The following is a 20,568-nucleotide window of genomic DNA, read 5'->3' as shown; positions in this document are numbered from 1 at the left end:
CCAATCGGCTGACGGCTCTCAATTCCCGAATGTCGCGACCAACGCGACCATATCGGGGGTCAGCCAAATGCACTTTCGTCATTCCGTTCTCTGCTGCGGGACCGCCGTCGTCGCGCTCGTGATCGCCGCGCCGGCCGCTGCACAGGAGCGCATCTTCGACATTCCGGCGCAGCCGGCGGTTCGCGCCATTCCCGAACTCGCGCGCCAGGCGCAGGTGCAGATCGTCGCGCCGGCGCGCGACCTGCAGGGGATTTCGACGCCAGCGGTGAAAGGCCGGATGGACGTGCGCACCGCGCTTCGCCGCCTGATCGCCGGCACGCCGCTGCGGATCGACAGCGACGATGGCCAGATCATCACGCTGCGATCCTCGGGCGCGTCGACGGGCGCTGGGCAGGTGCAGGGCGTCGGCACCGGCAGCGTGCGCGGCCGCGTCTTCAACACCGCGACCGGTGAATATGTCCGCAACGCCGAGGTCCGCATCGAGGGCACGACGATCGGCACGCTTTCCGATGACGATGGCGACTTTCGGCTGACGGGCGTGCCGACGGGCGAAACGACCGTCGTGGTGCGCTATACCGGCCTGCAGGAGACGCGGACCGTCGCCAATGTCGTCGCCGGAGAAGTCGCGACGCTCGATGTCCAGTTGCAGGCGCTGTCGGACACCGCCGAGCTCGCCGACGCCAACGAGCTGGTGGTCACGGCGATCCGTTCGGGCCAGGCCAGCGCGATCATGGAGCGGCGCGCCGCGCCGAACGCCAAGAACGTCGTCGCCGCCGACAATTTCGGCGCGCTCACCATGGGCGATGTCGGCGAGTTCATGAAGAACATGCCGGGCATCTCGCTCGACTATACCGAGGTCGACGCCACCGCGGTGCGCATCGGCGGGCTCGATCCGAAATATTCGACCTTCACCACCGACGGCGCCCGCATGGCGACCGCCACGTCGAACAACAATAACGGCCGCCAGAACTCGTTCGAGCAGATGTCGATCACCGGTATCGACTCGATCGAGCTCAACAACACGCTCACCGCCGGCATGGACGCCGACTCCCCCGGCGGAAACATCAACCTGCGCAGCAAATATGCATTTCAGCGCAAGGGCCGGCTGTTGCGCTTCCAGCTGGGCGGCGTGGGGACTTCGGATTCGGGCTTCTCCTCGGCTTACTTCCCCGACGACAAGAAGCACGCGCGTATCTATCCTTCGGCGCAGATCGGGTATGCGGATGTCTTTCTCGACGGCACGCTCGGCGTGGCGTTCAATGCAAGCTACAACGCCAATTACGTCCAGCAGGACCGCATCCAGACCGACTGGTCGTATCTCGCGAATGGCCGGGTGATCCCCTATCAGGTGATGTGGCGCCCGGGCCCGAAGTTCACCAGCCGCCGCGCCGCCAATCTGAGCGTGGATTACAAAGCGAGCGACAAGCTCACGCTGTCGCTGCGCAGCAACTACTCGTTCTACGACGTCGAATATTTCAACCAGTACACCTTCCTGATCTTCGGCACGACGACGACGTCGCGCGCCACTGCGGATTCGACCCCGACGCACATCGTGGTCAATCCGAACGGGACCAACACCCGGCTGCACACGCAATATTCGCACCGTTATGCCGGCACGCCGGCGTGGCTCGTCGCGCCCAAGCTCGAATATAAGGACGACAGCTTCGAGGCGGTGCTGCGTGGCAGCTACTCGAGCTCGGAGTTCAATTTCCGCGACAATTCGAAGGGCTTCTTCCAGCGCACCGACAGCTGGCTGACCCGGATCGGCTTCACGCTCGACCGTCCCTCGACCGACTCCAACGAATGGACGCTGACCCAGACCGCCGGCCGGCCCTGGGGCGACCCGAGGAGCTTCAATCGCGACGACGATATCGGCAACAATATCCGCACGTCCGAATCCAACGCCGTGAACGAGATGTACGGCGGCAATCTCGACCTGAAGAAGAAGTTCGACGTCGCCGGCGTGCCGTTCCTGCTGCTCGGCGGCGGCGGACTGCGCACCAACGACTGGCGCACCAACGAAGGCTCGTTCAACCAATTCCAATATGTCGGTCCGACAAACGATCTGACCCAGCGCGCACCCGAGGCAGTGATCCCCTGGACGCAGAACTACCAGTTCCAGATCCACGGCTTCGACGCGGGCAACATGAACGCGCAGAACTGGCGCGCCGACAGCAACTACGCGACCTACGACATCTTCAAGGCGCACCCGGAATATTTCGTGCCCGACACGGTGGGCAATTTGAAGCGCGATCTCGACAATAACAAGCGCGTGAAGGAGGACATCTTCGCCGGCTATTTCGAGGTGCAGGCGCGCGCCGGCCGGGCGCGGTTCGACCTGGGCCTGCGCTATGAGAAGACGAAGACCGGCGCCAGGGTCGCCAACGTCCGCCCGGTGAAGGATGTCACCGCGGCCGGGCTTTCGGTCAGCACGGTCGAGGGCCTGCTCTACCAGTACAACAACGGCACCTATTCGACGCGCCACGGCGAATATGACGACTGGTTCCTGAGCGGCGGCATCAAATATGATTTCACCGACAATCTCGTCGGCCAGTTTGCCTATAGCCAGTCGATCCTGCGCCCGGATTACGGCAATCTCGGCGGCGTCGTATCGGTCAACGACGACACCCAGATCGTCAGCGTGCCCAACACGCTGCTCAAGCCCGAGCATTCGACCAAATATTTCGGCGGGCTGCAATATTTCCTCGAGCCCTCGGGCGTGGTCGGAATCTCCTATTACCGGCTCGACATCAAGGACATGCAGGTCACCGGCATCACCGTCGATCCCGCGGATGTCGGCTACAGCGCAGGCGATTATCCAGGCTACATCTTCCGCAGCGCGCAAAACGCGCCGGGGATCAGTACCAACGAAGGCGTGATCTTCGAATACGACCAGCAGTTCAGCTTCCTGCCGGGCGCGCTCAAGGGCTTCGGCATGCGGGCATCGCTGACCATGATCGATCCCGACGGCGAGCGCGTGAACATGCCCAAAAAGGCGGCGAACTGGGGCTTCCGCTACAGCCATAGCGGCTTCGACGTCCAGCTCACCGGAAACTGGCAGGACAAGTATCGCACCAGCGCGCTGAGCAACACGCCGACCACCGCCAATAACGGTATCCTCTATCATGCCCAGCGCGAGCTGTGGAACCTCAGCGCCAGCTACAAGATCGACAAGAATTTCGAAGTGATGCTGGCGGGGCGTAACATCTTCAACGCGCCCGACGTTATCTATTCGAACGTCCCCGGCCGGGTGCAGCAATATACGATCTACGGATCGATGTGGAACCTCGGCATCAAGGGCACCTTCTGATGGCACTCGATATCGATCGCCGCAGCCTCATCGTTGGCGCAGGTCTCGGGCTGGGCGCGCTCGTGCTGCCGGCGGGGCGTGGTCTCGCCCAGCAGATCCTCGGCGCGAAGGGGTTCACGCACAATGTGGCGAGCGGCGAACCCGGCCCGGATTCGATGCTGTTGTGGACGCGCTACGTGCCCGCAACGGGTGACAATGCGATCCGGCTCGACGCCGAAGTGGCGCTCGACGCGGATTTCGCCAGGCCGGTATCGGGCGGCAGCGTGCAGACCGGCCCGTGGCGCGACTGGACCGCGAAGATCACCGTCGACGGGCTGAAGCCGGGAACCGTCTATTGGTACCGCTTCGTCGCGCCCGACGGCAGCAAGTCGCCGGTCGGGCGCACCAAAACGCTGCCGGCGGGCGATGCCGGCCGCTTCCGGCTCGGCGTCTTCTCCTGCTCGAACCTGCCTTACGGCTGGTTCAATGCCTATGGCCACGCCGCCGCGCGATCGGACCTCGACCTCTGGCTGCATGTCGGCGACTATATCTACGAATATGGCACGCCGGCAGCGACCGACGTGCGGGTGCTGGATGGACGTACGCTCGCGCCGGGGCACGAGATCCTCGCCATCACCGATTACCGCATGCGCTACGCCTGTTATCGCGCAGACCCCGATCTCCAGCGGCTGCACCAGATGGCGCCGATGGTGGCATTGTGGGACGATCACGAATCCAGCAACGACAGCTGGGAGGGCGGTGCGCAGAACCACCAGCCGGCGAAGGAGGGCGACTGGAACCTGCGTCGCGCTGCGGCGATGCAAGTCTATCGCGAGTGGATGCCGGTCTCGGACGAGCCGTGGAAGGCCTATCCGATCGGCACGCTCGCGACGCTCTACCGGACCGAATCCCGCCTGCTCGCGCGCACCCGGCCGGCCGATATCGGCGCGACGTTCAAGGCGGCCGATCCCGGCGCCGCGCTCAAGGCATTCCGCGACGGCGCGTGGCAGGATCCTTCGGCGACGATGCTGGGATCGACGCAGGAAAGCTGGCTGGCACATGCGCTCAAGGCCAATGCGCGCAGCGGCGCATGGCAGCTGGTTGGGATGGGGACCATCCTCGGACGGACGGTGATGCCGCAGGAAGCAGTGAGCTGGCTTCGTTCCGATGCCACCGAGAAGAGCGTCGCGAGCTTCCGGGACAATGCACGCGCAGCGAAGCTCGGTCTGCCGATGTGGATGGACCGCTGGGACGGCTATCCCGCGGCGCGTTCGCGGCTGCTCAAGGCGGCGCAAGCGGCCGACGCCAACCTGGTGATGCTCTCGGGCGACAGCCACAATGCCTGGGCTTATGGCTTGGTCGAGGATGGCCGGCCGGCTGGCGTCGAGTTCGCCGGCCACGCCGTCACCTCGCAGGGCATGGAGGGCAGCATGGCGGCCGATCCAGCAATCGTCGCCCGCGGATTCATTGCTGCCAATCCCGAACTGAAATGGGCGGACACCAGCCGGCGCGGCTATATGATGATCGAAGTCACGCCCGGGCGCGTCACCGGCGAGTGGCTGTTCCTGCAGACGATCAAGGCGCGGAGCACCAATCTCGCGGGGTCGCATCGCATGCATGTCGAGCGGGGGCGCAAGATTTTCGCGAGCTAGATCTGCCGCTCGCAAATTCGACCATACGCATGTGGGGGAGGCGGGCCCATCTGGTTGCGCATACTTCGCGGTCGCCGTGCCGGGCTTGAGCGGGCAGCTTCTTCCCTGAAGCTGCCCGCCCGTAGTCGCGATCAGGCGAACTCGGCCATTTTGCCGCTGCCGCCGAACACTTCCACCTTGCCGCCGCTGGCCCGGCGCCGCTGGAGCCAGTCCTTGAGCAACTCCGAGCACGTGTGATCGATCGCCGAACAGCGCGAGAAATCGATCCGGACCGGCGCCTGGCGCGGCAGGCCGTCGAGCCGTTCGGAGAGCTTGGGCAGCGCGAGGAACGTCGCCGCGCCGTCCAGCGCCAGCGTGTGGCCCTCCGCTTCCTCGCTCTGCTCCACCCGCAGGCGCAGGCGCCGGAAGTGCGGCAGCAGCTCGACCATCGACAATGCGATGCCGACCAACACGCCGGTCAGCAGGTCCTCGACCACCACCAGCGTGAGCGTTACTGCCCAGATCATCGCCGGCAGCACGCCATAATCGCGCAGCAGATGCTTGGCATGGCTGAAATTCACCAGCCGCGCGCCGGTGACGACCAGCACTGCGCCGAGCGCGGCCATCGGGATCTCGCGCAGCAGCCAGGGGAGCAACGCGACGAAACCGAGGATCCACACGCCGTGGAGCATCGTCGAGAGCCGCGTCGTGGCGCCGGCCTGGACGTTGGCCGAGCTGCGGACGATCACGCCGGTCATCGGCAGCGCGCCGGCGGCACCGCACAGCAGGTTGCCCACGCCCTGCGCGCGAAGCTCCTTGTTGTAGTTGGTGCGGACGCCGTCGTGCATCCGGTCGACCGCCGCCGCCGAGAGCAGGGTCTCGGCGCTGGCGATGAAGGCGATGGCGAAGGCTGCGCCGATCACGGAAGGGTTGAGAAGGATGGAGAAAGCGCCCGCATCGGGCAATGCGATCGCCGCGGCGATATTCTCCGGCACGACCACGCGGGTGACGTCGAGGCCGAGCGCGAAGGCGAGCAACGTGCTCGCCATCACGCCCATCAGCGCGCCGGGGACGAGCTTGAGTGCTGTCGGCCGCCATTTCTCCCAGCCGAGCATGACGCCGATCGTCACCAACGCGAGCGCGAGTGCGATTTCCGCCGCCGCCATGTTGGGCGACAGGCCGAGCAGGCGGCCGGGCATCGCCGCGAGATTCTCGAGACCGCTGGGGAGCGGCTTCGAATCGAACAATACGTGGAACTGGCCGATCACGATCAGCACGCCGATGCCGGCGAGCATGCCGTGGACGACGGCAGGCGAGATCGCGCGGAACCAGCCGCCGAGGCGGAATATCCCGGCGACGACCTGGATCAGTCCGGCGAGCATCAGGATCGGGCCGAGCGCCGAGAGGCCCTGGTCGCGGACGAGCTCGAACACGATGACGGCGAGACCGGCGGCGGGGCCGCTGACCTGCAGCGGCGATCCGGCGAGCGCGCCGACGACGAGGCCGCCGATGATGCCGGTGATCAGGCCCTTTTCGGGCGACACGCCCGATGCGACGGCGATGCCCATGCAGAGCGGCATCGCGACGAGGAAGACGACGATCGAGGCGGTGAGATCCCGGACGTTCCAGCGGGCCTTTGCCTCGGGCGGGGCGGCGTCGAGAGGGGCGGTGGCGGTGTTCATTCCGCCGCCTCCAGCCGCTCGGCGGCCACGCGCGGCGAGGCGGGCAGCGCCACCGGTAGCGGCGCATCCTCGCGGATCGGCACGAACTGGTTGCTCACGCCGTCGAGCGCCAGCACCTGGCCATGCGCGATATCGAAGAACCAGCCGTGCAGCGCGACATCACCACGCGCGATCGCCGCGGCGACCGAGGGGTGCGTGCGCAGATGCGCGATCTGCACATTGATGTTCTCGAGGCTGGCGGCACGTACGCGCTCGCCATTCTCCACGCCGGGATAGCCGCGCTCCACGACGCTCTTGGCCGCCTGGCTATGGCGCAGCCACGCCGCGACATTGGGCATGTTCTCGAGCATCTCGGGGTTCATCAGCGCCTTCATCGCGCCGCAGTCCGAATGGCCGCAGACGATGATGTCGTGCACGCCCAGCGCCTCGACTGCATATTCGACCGTGGAGGAGACGCCGCCATTCTGCGTCGCGAAGGGCGGCACGATATTGCCCGCGTTGCGGCACACGAACAGGTCGCCGGGCCCCGCCTGCATGATCTGCTCGGGCACCACGCGCGAATCCGCGCACGAGATCATCAGCGCCTTGGGGCTCTGCCCGTCGGACGCCAGTCGGGAGTAGAGGTCGCTCTGGTTCGGAAAGACCTGCTTTGCGAAGCTCAGCACGCGTCCCATCAATTCGTTCACGATTCCGTACTCCTTGCCAGCTCGCACCAGGGCGAGCGTCAGGAGGGGAAGTAGGGGCCGTGTTTTGCTGCAGCGCAGCTTGCGTGTAAGGAATTGTTGCCCGACGGCCGGCCGTTTCAGGTGAGCGGCAGGCGGATTTCTGCGCTCAAGCCGCCGCTGCTGCGATTGCGCAAAATGAAGGTGCCGCCTTCGGCCTCGACTGCGCGGGTGACGATCGAAAGCCCGAGCCCGAGGCCCAACGTATCGCGCGTCCGCGCCTGATCGAGGCGGACGAAGGGCTGCATCACGGTCTCGATCGATTCGGCGGGAATGCCGGGACCGTCATCCTGGACGCGCAGCACGATCTCGGTTTCGGTGCTCCGCAGGACGATCGAGACATGCTCGGCATGATGGACGCCGTTTTCGACGAGGTTGACCAAAGCCCGCTTGAGCGCGCCCTGCCGGACGGCGCGCTCGAGATGGTCGGGGCCGTTGTAGCGCACGTCGCCGCCGCGATCGCGCGCATCGTCGGCCACGGTCTGGCAGAGCGCGGCGAGATCGACCCGGACGCGCGGCTCCGCCTCGTCCTCGCCGCTAAGATAGGCGAGCAGCGATCCGATCATCGCTTCCATCTCCGATATGTCGGACTGGATCGCCTTGTGCGTCTCGACGTCCTCGACGCCGTCGGCGCGCAGCCGCAGGCGCGCGAGGGGGGTGCGCATGTCGTGGCCGACCGCGGCGAGCGCCTGGGTACGGTCCTCGATCAGCCGGTGGATGCGCGCCTGCATGCGATTGAACGCGCGGATGACGCGACGCAGCTCGCGCGGGCCGGCCTCGGCCAGCGCCTCGGGCTCGTCGCTGCCGACGCGCTCGGCGGCCTGGGCGAGCTGGCGCATCGGCAGCAAGGTCCTGCGCACGAGCATCCCGCCGATCAGGATGATCAGCACTGCCGGCGCGAGCCCGAGCAGGATGCGATCGAACGAGAAGCTGAGCTCGTGCACCGGCTCGCGCGTGGCGAACTGCATCTTGCTCCCGTCGGGCAGCATGATGCTGCCCTCGATCACTGCCTTGCGGCCGTTGCCCACCAGCCGCAGGTGCGGATTGGCACCGGCGAGGCTCGGCTCCCACTCGACCACCTGCTTGTGGATGCGATCGAGGTTCGGTGCGATCCGCAGCCGGGCCGGCAGCGTCGTGCCCCAGCGGACTTCGTAGCGGCTGGTCGTAAGGTCCGCGGCCAGCGCGGCGCGCCCTTCGGCGGGCTCCTCCGCCAGCAGTTTCCGGGCGATCACCAGATGCTCGGCGAGCCTGCGCGCCTCGTCGTCGCGCACCGAAAGCTGGCTCGCGCGCTCATAATAAAAGGTGCTGGCGCCGAATTCGATCAGGATGGCGAGCAGCAGGATCGCGAAGACCCGGCCGATCAGCCCCAGCGAAGGGCGCAGCGCGCGCGTCAATCGCGCGTCACCGCTACGTTCAGCATATAGCCGACGCCGCGGACCGTGACGATCGGCGCCTTGCCGTGCGCATCGGACAGCTTGCGGCGCAGACGGCTGATCAGCACGTCGACGCTGCGATCCGAGCTGTCTCCCAGCCGCATGCGCGAGAGCTCGATCAGCCGCTCGCGCGCGATGACGCGGCCGGCATTGTCGCAGAGGCTGACCAGCAGGTCGAACTCGGCGCCGGTCAGTTCGACGATCGCGCCGCCCGGCGATTTGAGCTCGCGGCGCGGCAGGCTGACGGTCCAGCCGTCGAATTGCAGCCGTCCCTGCGCCTGGTGCGACGGCGAGGGTTCGGAACCGTTGCCGCGGCGGAGCACGGCACGGACGCGGGCGATCAGCTCGCGCGTGCCGAACGGCTTGGCGAGATAGTCGTCCGCGCCGAGCTCCAGCCCGATCACGCGATCGGTCTCGCTGGCCTTGGCCGAAATGAAGATGATCGGCACGCGGCTGCGCTCGCGGAGCATGCGGCACAGATCGATGCCGCTGGTGCCGGGCAGCATGATGTCGAGGATGACGAGATCCACTGGCGAGGCGTCGAACGCCGCCCACATTTCGGGCGCGGTCGCCACCGGACGCACGCGATAGCCATGTTCCTGGAGCGCGCGCGCAGTGAGCGTGCGAAGCGGCGGATCGTCTTCGACCAGGATGATCGAGGGCGGGGCAACGGACTGAGGAAGCATCACTTGGGGACCTAGGGTCGTATGCGTGCGGGAACAAGTCTTGCACTGCAGCATGACCTGCTCAGCAATGTTTCCTTACGTTCGCGCGAAGCGGGAGCAACACGCTCCCCATAGAGGAATCCTCGACACATATTTCGAGGACACGATCATGTTCTTTGCCCTGCTGCTCGCCCAGACGGCGACGCCGCTCGAACTCATCTGTGTCGGCGGCGGTGCGGCGAACAAGGCCGATATCGCGACGGTCTATGGTGCCGAGAACAGCGGCAACAATGCGTGGCCGACGATGCACGACAGGCGCCGCGAAGCCTTTCGCGATCGCGTCGAGGTCCGGATCGCGGGAGAGCAGGGCCGGATCCGCTTGCCCCAGGCCATGCTGCCGGCCGGTGGCGACGGCTGGTTCAACCTCGGCAAGTTGAAGCTCAGCGCACGGACGCTCACCGCGGCGGCGGCGATCGACCTGATGAACAACCCCAGGGTCCGTCTCGATCGCGCTACCGGGGCTATTCGCATCCGCGGTGCGGCGGGCAGCTATGACGGCGTCTGCCAAGGCGGGCTGGCCTCGTAGCGCCACCGCCTCTGGAGTCTAATGACTTCACTCTGCTCCGTTCGTTTCGAGCGCAGTCGAGAAACATCACATCGCGGTTGGCTCCGTTTCTCGACTGCGCTCGAAACGAACGGGGAAGTAAGCGGTTCAAGCACAAGTCATCCCGCTCCCCCTTTCGCGGCGCGATCAAAATGCGGCTTGAGCAGGTGCGCGAATTGCTGGAGGAGGCCGGTCGATCTTCGCCTGACAGGGAAACTCCATGCCTTCCGGACTTGTAGCGCTGCTGGACGACATTGCCGGCATCACCAAGCTCGCCGCTGCGTCGCTCGACGATGTCGGCGCGGCCGCCGGCAAGGCCGGAGGGAAGGCGATCGGCGTGGTGGTCGACGATACCGCGGTGACGCCGCGCTATGTCGTCGGCCTGTCGCCCGAGCGCGAGCTGCCGATCATCGCGAAGATCGCGGTCGGATCGCTGCGCAACAAGCTGCTGCTCCTGTTGCCCACCGCGCTCCTCCTGAGCGCTTTCGCGCCCAGGGCTATCACGCCGCTGCTGATGCTGGGCGGTGCGTTCCTGTGCTTCGAAGGCGCCGAGAAGGTGCTCGAGGCGTTGAGCGGGGAATCGCATGCGGAAGTCGAGGCCGCGCCGATGGATGCCGCCGAGCTCGAGCAATCGAAGGTCAAGGGCGCGATCCGCACCGATCTGATCCTGTCGGCGGAGATCATGGCGATCGCGCTCGCCGACGTGGCGGAATCGCCGATCCTCACCCAGGCCGTGGTCCTCGCGATCGTCGGCATCGGCATCACCATCGGGGTCTATGGCGTGGTCGGGCTGATCGTGAAGATGGACGATATCGGCCTGCACCTCGCCGAACGCCGCAGCGCGGCGACGCGCGCCATCGGCCGCGGACTGGTCAAGGCGATGCCGGCGCTGATGGAATTCGTGTCGATCGTCGGGACCGCCGCGATGATCTGGGTCGGCGGCGGGATCCTCGTCCACGGGCTGGAGGTGCTCGGCGTCCCCGAGCCCGCCGGCACGATCCACCACGCGGCCGAGGCGGTGACGCATGCCGCGGGAAGCCTTGGCGGCATCGCGGCATGGCTCGTCAGGGCGATAGCCTCGGGCCTGTTCGGGCTATTGGTCGGCGGCGTGCTGGCGTTCGGCCTGCACAAGATCCGGCATTGATCAATTTCGGTCATCCCGGCCTTGAGCCGGGATCCCGCTTTTTCCGCCTGGCCTGAAGGCAGCGGGACCCCGGCTCAAGGCCGGGGTGACGAAAAACAATATGAGTCCTCAACCTACACGTTGAAGCGGAACAGCATCACGTCGCCGTCCTGGACGACATATTCCTTGCCTTCGGAACGCAGCTTGCCGTGGTCGCGCGCGCCGGACTCGCCCTTGAACTGGACATAATCGTCATAGGCGATCGTCTCGGCGCGAATGAAGCCGCGCTCGAAATCGGTGTGGATCTCACCCGCCGCCTGCGGCGCCTTGGCACCGACCTCGACGGTCCAGGCGCGTGCTTCCTTGGGGCCGACGGTGAAGAAGGTGAGGAGGTGAAGCAACTTGTAGCCCGCGGTGATCACGCGGGCGAGGCCGGTCTCCTCCAGCCCGAGCTCGGCGAGGAACTCGCCGCGGTCTTCGGGCGGCATCGTCGCGATCTCGGCCTCGATCGCTGCGGAGACGACGACTGCCTCGGCGCCCTCGGCCTTGGCCTTCTCGAACACCTTGGCGGAGAGGTCGTTGCCGTTGGCCGCGTCCTCCTCGTTGACGTTGCAGACATAGAGGACGGGCTTGCCGGTCAGCAATTGCGCCTGGGCGAACACCCTGGCCTCTTCGGCGTCCTTCGGCTCGGTCAGCCGCGCGGGCTTGCCCTCCCGCAGCAATTCGAGCGCCTGGCCGAGCACCGAGGCGGCGATCTTCGCCTCCTTGTCGCCCTGCTGGCCCTTTTTGATATAGTTGGGGACGCGTTTCTCGAGGCTCTCGAGGTCGGCGAGCATGAGCTCGGTCTCGACCGTCTCGGCATCGGCGATCGGATCGACCTTGTTGTCGACATGCTGGATGTCGTCATTCTCGAAGCAGCGCAGCACATGGACGATCGCGTCGACTTCGCGGATGTTGCCGAGGAACTGGTTGCCGAGGCCTTCGCCTTTGCTCGCGCCGCGCACCAGCCCGGCGATGTCGACGAAGCCGAGCTGCGTCTCGATGATCTTGGCCGAGCCGGCTATCTCGGCGAGCTTGTTCAGCCGCGGATCGGGCACCGCGACGTTCCCGACATTGGGCTCGATCGTGCAGAAGGGATAATTCGCCGCCTGCGCCGCGGCGGTCTCGGTCAGCGCATTGAAGAGCGTGGACTTGCCGACGTTCGGAAGCCCGACAATGCCGCAGCGAAAACCCATGAGAAGTTCGATCCTGTGTTGAAGGGCCGGATGTCTCCGGCAAGTTGCCGGCTCGATAGGCGCAAAGCGCCGCGGTTTCCAGTGTGCCGGCGAAACGCCACGACGCCGGCGGAGAGATGCGGGAAGGCGGGATCGGCTACGTCCTGGCAATGTATCGCTGCTTGACGCGGCCCCGTTCATCTGGGGTACAGGGGCGCCAAGCCTTTTCGGCAGGTTCGAGTATTCAAGGAGCAGGGAATGATTCGCCGTCACATGATCATGAGCGCCGCCGCGGCGACGCTGGCGCTTGCAAGCTGCGGCGGCAGCGACGATCCCACGCCCACACCCTCGCCAACGCCGACGCCGACGCCGACGCCGACTGCGTCGCCGACCTATACTGCGTTCCCGCTGGCCGCCGCCGCGGAGTTCAGCACGATCAACGCGGCGACCAGCTATACCGGCGATCCGGCCGGCGCCGTGACGCTGGGCGTCGCGAGCACCGAGCAGATGACGACGCGCGTCCGCCTCGCCACCAGCAACGCGATCGCCACCGCCACCTATGTGATCAACGAGAACAACGAGGAATCGCGCTTCGCCAACGCCAACGTTACCGTCCAGCCGGCGACGACGGTTCCCGAGTTCGTGTTCCGCACCGACGACACCGCGACCGCGGGTAAATTCTCGCAGCTCGAGTTCCTCAACAACACGATTCCCGACAAGGTGACGAGCAACACCAATCTGGCGCTGACCAATGTCAGCTACGCCAATTGGTGGCGCGGCGATTCGACCACGGGCGCGAAGCGGATCACCAACACGGTGTTCGGCTACCAGACCGTCCTCCGGGACATGCCGACCACGGGTACGCAGGCTTATACCTCGACCGTCGTCGGCCGTCTGGTGAGCGTGTCCGGCGCGACGACCAGCGTGCTGCGCGTCTCGGGCACCGTCACGACCTCGGTCAATTTCTCGACCGGTCTCGTCGATCTGACGCTCAACCTGACCACGATCCCCGCGGCAGGCGGCGCCCCGGTTGCCTATGCCAACTTCACTGCGCGGGGCGCGATTCCGGCCGGGCAGAACCAGTTCACCGGCAGCTTCACCGCTGGCAACCCGCTCTCGGGCACGATCGCCGGCGGCCTCTTCGGCTCGCAGGCCAAGGAGATCGGCATCACCTTCGCGGCCACGGGCACCATCGGCGGCGCCAACCAGAACCTCGTCGGCGTGGTCGTCGGCAAGAAGTAAGGCTAAAGATACGAAACAAAGAAGGGGCTCCGGGAAACCGGGGCCCCTTTCTCTTTGGGCTCAGCCCTGCAGCCGCAATGCGACTTCGCTCATGAACCGAGCGTCGTTGCCGTCTGCGAGCCAGATCGCCTCGGCCGCGATCGCGCCGAGCATGTCGGTGAGCGGATCGATCTCCGCCTTGGCGTAGTTACCCAGCACATAGCCGGTCACCCGATCCTTGTGCCCGGGATGGCCGATGCCGATCCGCACGCGGCGGAAATCCGGGCCGATATGCGCATCGGTCGAGCGCAGGCCGTTATGCCCCGCCGTGCCGCCGCCCATCTTCACCTTCACCTTGAACGGCACGAGATCGAGCTCGTCGTGGAAGACGGTGACCTCGCCTGGTGTCAGTTTGTAGAAGTCCATCGCCGCGCGCACCGCCCGGCCGCTCTCGTTCATGAAGGTGCCGGGCTTGAGCAGGATCAGCTTGTCGGTGCCGATCCGCCCTTCCTGCGTCCAGCCCTGAAACTGCTTCTTCGGCGTCGTGAAATCGTGCACCTCGGCGATGGCGTCCACGGCCATGAAGCCGACATTGTGCCGGTGCATCGCATATTGCGGGCCCGGATTGCCCAGGCCGACCCAGAGCTGCATGCGTTGAACCTCAAAAGAAAATCGCCTCCGCACCTAGGATGCGGAGGCGATTTTTTCATCCAGGAAAGTTGGGGAAAGCGATTACTCGCCTTCACCCTCGGCCGGAGCCTCTTCCGCGGACTCGGTCTCGGTGTCGCCTTCGCTCGACTTGAGCGCCGACGGCGCCACCACGGTCGCGATGGTGAAGTCGCGGTCGGTGATCGCCGAAGCCGCGCCCTTGGGCAGGGTCACCGCCGAGATGTGGATCGTATCGCCGACTTCGACGCCCTTCAGCGAGATCTCGATCTGGTCGGGGATCTCGGCCGCGTCGCACACCAGTTCCAGCTCGTGGCGAACGACGTTGAGCACGCCGCCGCGCTTGATGCCGGGGGCCTCTTCCTCGTCGGTGAACACGATCGGCACGTTGACGTGCACGCTGGCATGCTCGGAAATGCGCAGGAAGTCGACGTGGATCGGACGATCGGTCACGACGTCGAAGGCGACGTCCTTGGGCAAAGTGCGCTCGCCATTGACCATCACGACCGAGTTCATGAAGTGGCCGGTCATCAGCAGCTTCATCAGCTCGCGTTCGCTGACGTGGATGCCAACGGGGTCTGCCTTGTTGCCGTAGATAACGGCGGGGACGCGGCCTTCACGACGAAGCGCCCGGGAGGCTCCCTTGCCAGCCCGGTCGCGCGTCTCGGCCGACAGCGTAAGCGTCTCGCTCATGTGTCGTTCCAATGCGCTAAAGTGTTTCAGTTCCCATGCCGGACAGGCCTCCAGGGATGACCCTGTCGCAGCAAGCGCGCGCCTCTAGCCGAGAACCGGCCGGAGTGCAACTTCTGAACTCCCCTCCCTCGCAGGGAGGGGAATCGATGAGTCGTTCGCCCGCTGTCTGCCCTAGACCAGTTCGGGCAGCAGCTCGTCGAGCTTGTCGAGGCTCTGGCTCCAGCCTTCCTTCATACCCTTCAGCGCCGGGATCATCCGCTCGCTCACCTGCGTGACGAGGGTGGTCATGTGCATCAACGTCCCGCCGTCCGGCGCGTCTTCGAACACGAAGGTATCCTCATGCTCGATTCCCCAGCTGCCGTCCTCTTCCTGGAAGGCCCGCAGCACGAAACGCATGCGGTTCGGGCGGTCGACTTCGAGGAACTCGCCGTAGACGGGGTTGGTGCCGTACGGTTCCGGGCCGCGCATGTCGATGCGGATCTTGCCGCCCGGCCGCACGTCGGTTTCGCAGACCGGCGCATCGAATTCGCGCGGGCCCCACCAGCGGGCGAGATGCTCGGCTTTGGTCAGGCAGTCGAACACCAGTTCGCGCGGCGCGGCGAAGGTGCGGGTGATCGTCATTTCGGTGCCCACACCGGGTTCGGTCACAGTCATTTCTTCTCTCCTTCTTCCTGCAGTTGTTTCAGATACAAATCGAGATCGTCGAACTTTTCCTCCCAGAAGCGCCGATAGGCATCGAGCCATTGGCTCGCCGCCTTGAGCGCTTCGGGCTCGAGCTTCGCCGGGCGCTGCTGCGCCGTGCGGCCGCGCGAGATCAGCCCGGCGCGCTCGAGTACCTTCAGATGCTTGGTCACCGCCGGCCCGCTCATCGCGAAGGGGCGGGCGAGCTCGCCCACCGAAGTCTCGCCGCGGGCCAGCCGCGCAAGGATCGCGCGCCGGGTCGGATCGGCCAGGGCCGCGAATGTCGCGCTCAATGCGTCGGGTGTCGGGCTCATGTAACCTCCTAGTTAAATAACCTATCAGTTAAATGAACGCGGGAGTCAAGCGCTATTCGGCACCCCGCGAAAACGGGGGTGACGGTCAGGAGTAAGCGAGTCGTCGACGCGCCTGGATGAGGGTTCATATCTTTCTTCGTCACCCCGGCCTTGAGCCGGGGTCCCGCTGCCTTCAAGCTGGGCAGAAGAAGCGGGATCCCGGCTCAAGGCCGGGATGACTGAGATCTATCAATGGCTTACTTAGGTTCTCAACCTAGTAGTTGACTCGCTCCGCCTTGATCCCGCGCTTCGCCAGTTCGGCCTGCACCCCGGCCGGTCCGGCCAGATGCCCCGCGCCCACGGCGACGAACACGGTGCCCGGCTGCTTCATCCGCTCGGCCAGCCAGCCGGCCCATCTGGCATTGCGTTTGGCGAGCAAGGCATCGACCAGCTCGGGCGAGCCACTGAGATCCTCGTTCATCATCCGCGCCAGCCCGTCGGCGTCGCCGGCGCTCCACAGCGCCACCATCCGGTCGATCGTCTTGCCCGCCTTGGGCAGGTCGTCGATCGTGTCGATCAGCAGTGCGCGCTGTGCCGCCAGCGGCAGGCGATCGAAATAGCCGAGCTGCTCGCGCGCGGTCTCCAGTCCGACGACGGGCTTGCCCGCCGATTTCGCCGCCGCGGTCAGCACCGCTTCGGCGCCGTCCTTCTCGTCATAGCCCAATTGGCGCAGCGGCGCCGCCGAGAGCATCGTCGCGGCCAGCCACGGCTCGGCGCGATCGAGCGCATCGGACGCCAGCCCCATCTCGGGCAAGGCGGCGCGGAACTTGGCCGCCTCGGCGGGCGGAAGCTGATCGGGCAGGGAGGGGCCCGTGGGCGACATGCCCAGCTCGCTCACCAGCGCCTGCATCTCGCTCTGCCCCGGCATCACCAGCTCGAGCACCAGTTCGTTGCTTCGGTCGAACGCGGACTTCACGCCTTCGTCGAACCAGCTGAGGCCGGGCTTGAGCATGTGGACGGTGCCGAAAAGATAGATGGTGGTGTCGGCGTCCCTGACCACCCACAAAGCGGGATCGGCATGGTTCGCCGGCTTCTCCGGCTTCCTGGCCTCGCACGCGCCCAGCGCCAGCAGCGCCGCTCCGATCAGCAATTTCCGCAACATCGCGCGACAGGAGGCGATCACTGCATCCTTGTCAACGTGGGCGTCGCGCGCCAAAGCACGCCGCATATGTCCGAGCCCCTAAGCTTCCAGCGCATGATCCTGAAGCTCCATGATTACTGGAGCGAGCGGGGCTGCGTGATCCTCCAGCCCTATGACATGCGCATGGGCGCCGGCACTTTCCATCCGGCGACGACGCTCAAGGCGCTCGGCCCCGATCCGTGGAACGCCGCCTTCGTCCAGCCCTGTCGCCGCCCGACCGACGGCCGCTATGGCGAGAATCCGAACCGGCTCCAGCATTATTACCAATACCAGGTGATCCTGAAGCCGAGCCCGCCCGACCTGCAGGAACTCTATCTCGGCAGCCTCGCCGCGATCGGGATCGACTTCACCCGCCACGACATCCGCTTCGTCGAGGACGATTGGGAGAGCCCCACGCTCGGCGCCTGGGGCCTGGGCTGGGAAGTCTGGTGCGACGGGATGGAAGTCACCCAATTCACTTATTTCCAGCAGATGGGCGGGTTCGACTGCAAGCCGGTCGCGGGCGAGCTGACCTACGGGCTCGAGCGGCTGGCGATGTACATCCAGAACAAGGACAGCGTGTACGATCTCGCCTTCAACGATGCGGGCGTGAGCTATGGCGACGTGTTTCTCGAGAACGAGAAGCAGATGTCGAAATGGAACTTCGAGATCGCCGACACCGATGCGCTGTTCGATCTGTTCCGCAAGGCCGTCGCCGAATGCGAGAACTGCCTGAACAACGATTTGCCGATCCCGGCTTATGAGCAGGCGATCGAGGCGAGCCACGTGTTCAACCTGCTCAACGCCCGCGGCGTGATCTCGGTCGCTGAGCGCCAGGCCTATATCGGCCGCGTCCGCGACCTGGCGAAGGGCTCGTGCGAAGCGTGGATGACGAAGAACGGGTGGGCGGCGTGAAGAAGAGGTTCGCGCAGAGGCGCGAAGGCGCAGAGAGTTGCGCCCGCCGCGCTAGCGGCCTGCAACTCCCGCTGCCCGCCAAGCTGCTTGGGGTCGGAGGGGCGGCTGACGCCGCCGGAAAACCTGTCTCCGCGTCTCTGCGCCTCTGCGCGAACCAACTTTCTTCCCTTCTTCGCGCCTTTGCGCCTTTGCGTGAACCATCATGACCGAAGACTTCCTTCTCGAGCTGCGTTGCGAGGAAATCCCCGCGCGGATGCAGGAAAAGGCGCGTGCCGATCTGGCGGCGCTGTTCGAGGCGCGGCTCAAGGCGCTTAGCCTGCCGTTCGAGGCGATCGAGAGCTTCGCCACGCCGCGCCGCCTCGCATTGATCGTCCGCGGTGTCGCCCCGGAAACCGCGGCGATGACGGAGGAGCGCAAGGGCCCCCGCGCCGATGCGCCCGCCCCGGCGATCGAGGGCTTCCTCCGTTCGACCGGGCTTACCCGCGAGCAATTGGTCGCGCGCGACGACGGCAAGGGCGGGCAGGTGCTGTTCGCGGTGGTCGAGCGCCCGGGCGTGGTCGCCGGATCGGTGCTCGCCAGCGCGATCACCCATGTCATCCACGCCTTCCCCTGGCCCAAGTCGATGCGCTGGGGCGCGGCGTCGCAATCGACCGAGAGCCTGCGCTGGGTACGCCCGCTGCAGGGCATCATCGCCTTGCTGGGCGACAAGCTCGTGCCGGTCGAGGTCGCGGGCATCAAGAGCGGCGTCGCCACGGTCGGCCATCGCTTCCATCATCCCGGAGCGATCACGATCGGCAGCGCCGGCGACTATGTCGAGAAGCTGCGCGCCTGCCACGTCGTGGTCGACGGCGCCGAGCGCCGCGCGATCATCGCGCTGGGCGCCAAGATGGCCGCGCAGAAAGCAGGGCTCACGCTGGTCGAGGACGAGGGCTTGCTGTTCGAGAATGCGGGGCTGACCGAATGGCCGGTACCCTTGCTCGGCCGCTTCGACGCGGACTTCCTCTCGGTCCCGCCCGAAGTGATCCAGCTCACCGCGCGGGTGAACCAGAAATATTTCGTCTGCCGCGATGCCGACGGCAAGCTCGCCAACGCCTTTGTCTGCACCGCGAACATCGATGCGAGCGACGGCGGCGAGAAGATCGTCGAGGGTAACCAGAAGGTGCTGGCGGCGCGGCTGAGCGACGCGCGCTTCTTCTACGAGACGGACTTGAAGGTCCCGCTCGCGGAGCAGGCGAAGAAGCTCGAGAAGATCGTCTTCCACGAGAAGCTGGGCACGGTCGCCGACAAGGTCGAGCGCGTGGCGAAGCTCGCGCGGTGGCTGGTCGAACGGGGCATTGTCACTTCTGCTCCCTCTCCCCGCTCGCGGGGAGAGGGCCGGGGAGAGGGGGACTCTCCTTCGAGCGTTTCGTCTGCGGATGCGCCCCTCTCCCCGACCCTCTCCCCTGAAGGGGAGAGGGAGAGGTTGGCCGCCCTTGCCGAACGCGCCGCGCGCCTTGCCAAGGCCGATCTCGTCACCGGCATGGTCGGCGAGTTCCCCGAGCTTCAGGGCCTGATGGGCGGCTATTACGCCGCCGCGCAGGGCGAGCCGGCGGAGGTCGCAGAGGCGATCCGCGATCACTACAAGCCGGTCGGGCAGGGGGACGAAGTTCCGACCGCGCCGGTGACGGTAGCGGTGAGCCTGGCGGACAAGCTGGATACAATTGCGGCCTTCTTTGCGATCGATGAAAAGCCGACCGGATCCAAGGATCCCTTCGCTCTGCGTCGAGCGGTACTGGGAGTCGCTCAACTTCTAATCCGTAATAACCTGCGTTTGCGCCTTCGACGCGCCTTTCGGATTTTGCACCTCGGATGGATTGAGGGTGCCGTTCGATCTGCTCATAATGGCGCACTGGTGGATCTTGGCGAAGATCTTTATCGGCCCAAGGCTTTGGAACTATTGAGAGTTAAGCTCATAGATGATTATTTGGAGTTCGCTCCGACGGAGCTTGTCCATGAGTTTTCCCGCAAGTTCGATCTGTGGAATGAGGGCGCGGCGGTTGAGATTCCTATTTTTGCCGCTGACCGCCTCAAGGTCCAGCAACGCGAGGCCGGCGTCCGGCACGACCTGATCGACGCAGTATTCGCGCTCGGCGGCGAGGATGATCTCGTCCGCTTGCTCGCCCGCGTCCACGCGCTGCAGGCGTTCGTCACTACCGAGGACGGCAAAAACCTCCTCGCCGGGTACAAGCGCGCCGCGAACATCCTCAAGAAGGAAGGCTTCGACGGCACCGATACGGACGTGGGCGGCAACATCTACGAAGCCGAGCCTGCCGAATCCGCGCTCAAGGAGGCGCTCGACGCCGCCGAGCCGCGCGCCGAAGCGGCGATCGCGGCCGAGGATTTCGAAGCCGCAATGGCCGCGCTCGCTACGCTGCGGGGGCCGATCGATCGGTTCTTCGACGACGTCACGGTCAACGACTCCGATCCCGACAAGCGCATCTCCCGCCTCGGCCTGCTCGCGCGGATGCGTGCTGCAGTGCACCAAGTTGCCGATTTTTCGAAGATCGAAGGCTGATA

17 protein-coding genes are annotated in these 20,568 nt (G+C 65.8%); 7 read left to right on the top strand and 10 right to left on the bottom strand.

What is annotated here, in order from left to right:
- Positions 1-67 precede the first annotated feature (67 nt).
- Both BR78_RS0107100 and BR78_RS0107095 read left to right on the top strand, forming a co-directional pair.
- On the top strand, positions 68-3,310 hold the full coding sequence (locus BR78_RS0107100; protein ID WP_051683213.1) for a TonB-dependent receptor: 3,243 nt from the start codon (positions 68-70) through the stop codon (positions 3,308-3,310).
- Positions 3,310-4,941, top strand: coding sequence for an alkaline phosphatase D family protein (locus BR78_RS0107095; RefSeq protein ID WP_029935808.1), 1,632 nt, complete (start codon positions 3,310-3,312; stop codon positions 4,939-4,941). The genes BR78_RS0107100 and BR78_RS0107095 overlap by 1 nt, the downstream gene beginning before the upstream one ends.
- Positions 4,942-5,072: 131 nt before the next feature.
- Here BR78_RS0107095 and BR78_RS0107090 read toward each other — a convergent pair whose 3' ends face one another.
- The 4 genes from BR78_RS0107090 to BR78_RS0107075 all read right to left on the bottom strand — a co-directional run bounded on the left by BR78_RS0107090 (position 5,073) and on the right by BR78_RS0107075 (position 9,443).
- Positions 5,073-6,602 carry a SulP family inorganic anion transporter gene (locus tag BR78_RS0107090; RefSeq protein ID WP_029935806.1) on the bottom strand — a complete coding sequence of 510 codons (1,530 nt, stop codon included), beginning with the start codon at positions 6,600-6,602 and terminating at the stop codon, positions 5,073-5,075.
- Positions 6,599-7,288, bottom strand: coding sequence for a carbonic anhydrase (locus BR78_RS0107085; protein ID WP_029935804.1), 690 nt, complete (start codon positions 7,286-7,288; stop codon positions 6,599-6,601). Before BR78_RS0107085 ends, BR78_RS0107090 begins: the two co-directional genes overlap by 4 nt.
- Before the next feature lie 116 nt (positions 7,289-7,404).
- Entirely contained in the window at positions 7,405-8,718 is a 1,314-nt protein-coding gene (locus BR78_RS0107080; protein ID WP_029935802.1) for an ATP-binding protein, read from the bottom strand.
- A complete protein-coding gene (locus BR78_RS0107075) occupies positions 8,715-9,443 on the bottom strand; it encodes a response regulator transcription factor (protein ID WP_029728658.1) in 729 nt (242 codons plus the stop codon). The genes BR78_RS0107080 and BR78_RS0107075 overlap by 4 nt, the downstream gene beginning before the upstream one ends.
- A 148-nt stretch (positions 9,444-9,591) precedes the next feature.
- Here BR78_RS0107075 and BR78_RS0107070 point away from each other — a divergent pair, with 148 nt between their 5' ends.
- The gene (locus BR78_RS0107070) at positions 9,592-10,008 is read left to right on the top strand and encodes a hypothetical protein (RefSeq protein WP_029728659.1); all 417 of its coding nucleotides are present in this window, start codon (positions 9,592-9,594) and stop codon (positions 10,006-10,008) included.
- A gap of 238 nt (positions 10,009-10,246) precedes the next feature.
- The gene (locus tag BR78_RS0107065) at positions 10,247-11,170 is read left to right on the top strand and encodes a DUF808 domain-containing protein (RefSeq protein WP_029728660.1); all 924 of its coding nucleotides are present in this window, start codon (positions 10,247-10,249) and stop codon (positions 11,168-11,170) included.
- Positions 11,171-11,283: 113 nt separating this feature from the next.
- Here the strand turns inward: BR78_RS0107065 and ychF are convergent, their stop codons facing one another.
- Positions 11,284-12,384, bottom strand: coding sequence for a redox-regulated ATPase YchF (gene ychF, locus BR78_RS0107060; protein WP_029728661.1), 1,101 nt, complete (start codon positions 12,382-12,384; stop codon positions 11,284-11,286).
- A 237-nt stretch (positions 12,385-12,621) separates the two neighbouring features.
- Here ychF and BR78_RS0107055 point away from each other — a divergent pair, with 237 nt between their 5' ends.
- A complete protein-coding gene (locus tag BR78_RS0107055; protein WP_029728662.1) occupies positions 12,622-13,605 on the top strand; it encodes a hypothetical protein in 984 nt (327 codons plus the stop codon).
- Between the two features lie 60 nt (positions 13,606-13,665).
- Here BR78_RS0107055 and pth read toward each other — a convergent pair whose 3' ends face one another.
- From pth to BR78_RS0107030, 5 genes are all read right to left on the bottom strand, one after another.
- Positions 13,666-14,235 (bottom strand): aminoacyl-tRNA hydrolase, encoded by a 570-nt coding sequence (gene pth, locus BR78_RS0107050; protein ID WP_029728663.1) that lies wholly within the window; start codon positions 14,233-14,235, stop codon positions 13,666-13,668.
- Positions 14,236-14,316: 81 nt separating this feature from the next.
- Positions 14,317-14,943 (bottom strand): 50S ribosomal protein L25/general stress protein Ctc, encoded by a 627-nt coding sequence (locus tag BR78_RS0107045; protein WP_029728664.1) that lies wholly within the window; start codon positions 14,941-14,943, stop codon positions 14,317-14,319.
- A 171-nt stretch (positions 14,944-15,114) separates the two neighbouring features.
- Positions 15,115-15,597: an SRPBCC domain-containing protein gene (locus tag BR78_RS0107040; protein WP_029728665.1), complete on the bottom strand. Its 483-nt coding sequence runs from the start codon at positions 15,595-15,597 to the stop codon at positions 15,115-15,117.
- Entirely contained in the window at positions 15,594-15,938 is a 345-nt protein-coding gene (locus BR78_RS0107035; RefSeq protein WP_029728666.1) for an ArsR/SmtB family transcription factor, read from the bottom strand. Before BR78_RS0107035 ends, BR78_RS0107040 begins: the two co-directional genes overlap by 4 nt.
- A gap of 253 nt (positions 15,939-16,191) precedes the next feature.
- Positions 16,192-17,145 carry a TraB/GumN family protein gene (locus tag BR78_RS0107030; RefSeq protein WP_231478178.1) on the bottom strand — a complete coding sequence of 318 codons (954 nt, stop codon included), beginning with the start codon at positions 17,143-17,145 and terminating at the stop codon, positions 16,192-16,194.
- Between BR78_RS0107030 and BR78_RS0107025 the strand changes: the two genes are divergently transcribed.
- Both BR78_RS0107025 and glyS read left to right on the top strand, forming a co-directional pair.
- Positions 17,146-18,012 (top strand): glycine--tRNA ligase subunit alpha, encoded by an 867-nt coding sequence (locus BR78_RS0107025; RefSeq protein ID WP_029728668.1) that lies wholly within the window; start codon positions 17,146-17,148, stop codon positions 18,010-18,012. It abuts the gene before it with no gap.
- Positions 18,013-18,214: 202 nt separating this feature from the next.
- A complete protein-coding gene (glyS, locus tag BR78_RS0107020; RefSeq protein WP_029935798.1) occupies positions 18,215-20,566 on the top strand; it encodes a glycine--tRNA ligase subunit beta in 2,352 nt (783 codons plus the stop codon).
- The last annotated feature ends 2 nt before the right edge of the window (positions 20,567-20,568 follow it).

It is taken from the genome of Sphingomonas sp. UNC305MFCol5.2 (genome assembly GCF_000712135.1).
Taxonomy (GTDB): domain Bacteria; phylum Pseudomonadota; class Alphaproteobacteria; order Sphingomonadales; family Sphingomonadaceae; genus Sphingomonas.
This window is presented reverse-complemented; position numbering and strand designations above follow the sequence as displayed.

Excerpts from the sequence above, each read along its gene's own strand:
- BR78_RS0107100 (WP_051683213.1), top strand. The coding sequence starts at position 68 with ATGCACTTTCGTCATTCCGTTCTCTGCTGCGGGACCGCCGTCGTCGCG.
- BR78_RS0107095 (WP_029935808.1), top strand. The coding sequence starts at position 3,310 with ATGGCACTCGATATCGATCGCCGCAGCCTCATCGTTGGCGCAGGTCTC.
- BR78_RS0107090 (WP_029935806.1), bottom strand. The coding sequence starts at position 6,602 with ATGAACACCGCCACCGCCCCTCTCGACGCCGCCCCGCCCGAGGCAAAG.
- BR78_RS0107075 (WP_029728658.1), bottom strand. The coding sequence starts at position 9,443 with ATGCTTCCTCAGTCCGTTGCCCCGCCCTCGATCATCCTGGTCGAAGAC.
- BR78_RS0107070 (WP_029728659.1), top strand. The coding sequence starts at position 9,592 with ATGTTCTTTGCCCTGCTGCTCGCCCAGACGGCGACGCCGCTCGAACTC.
- BR78_RS0107065 (WP_029728660.1), top strand. The coding sequence starts at position 10,247 with ATGCCTTCCGGACTTGTAGCGCTGCTGGACGACATTGCCGGCATCACC.
- ychF (WP_029728661.1), bottom strand. The coding sequence starts at position 12,384 with ATGGGTTTTCGCTGCGGCATTGTCGGGCTTCCGAACGTCGGCAAGTCC.
- BR78_RS0107055 (WP_029728662.1), top strand. The coding sequence starts at position 12,622 with ATGATTCGCCGTCACATGATCATGAGCGCCGCCGCGGCGACGCTGGCG.
- pth (WP_029728663.1), bottom strand. The coding sequence starts at position 14,235 with ATGCAGCTCTGGGTCGGCCTGGGCAATCCGGGCCCGCAATATGCGATG.
- BR78_RS0107045 (WP_029728664.1), bottom strand. The coding sequence starts at position 14,943 with ATGAGCGAGACGCTTACGCTGTCGGCCGAGACGCGCGACCGGGCTGGC.
- BR78_RS0107040 (WP_029728665.1), bottom strand. The coding sequence starts at position 15,597 with ATGACTGTGACCGAACCCGGTGTGGGCACCGAAATGACGATCACCCGC.
- BR78_RS0107035 (WP_029728666.1), bottom strand. The coding sequence starts at position 15,938 with ATGAGCCCGACACCCGACGCATTGAGCGCGACATTCGCGGCCCTGGCC.
- BR78_RS0107030 (WP_231478178.1), bottom strand. The coding sequence starts at position 17,145 with ATGCGGCGTGCTTTGGCGCGCGACGCCCACGTTGACAAGGATGCAGTG.
- BR78_RS0107025 (WP_029728668.1), top strand. The coding sequence starts at position 17,146 with ATGTCCGAGCCCCTAAGCTTCCAGCGCATGATCCTGAAGCTCCATGAT.
- glyS (WP_029935798.1), top strand. The coding sequence starts at position 18,215 with ATGACCGAAGACTTCCTTCTCGAGCTGCGTTGCGAGGAAATCCCCGCG.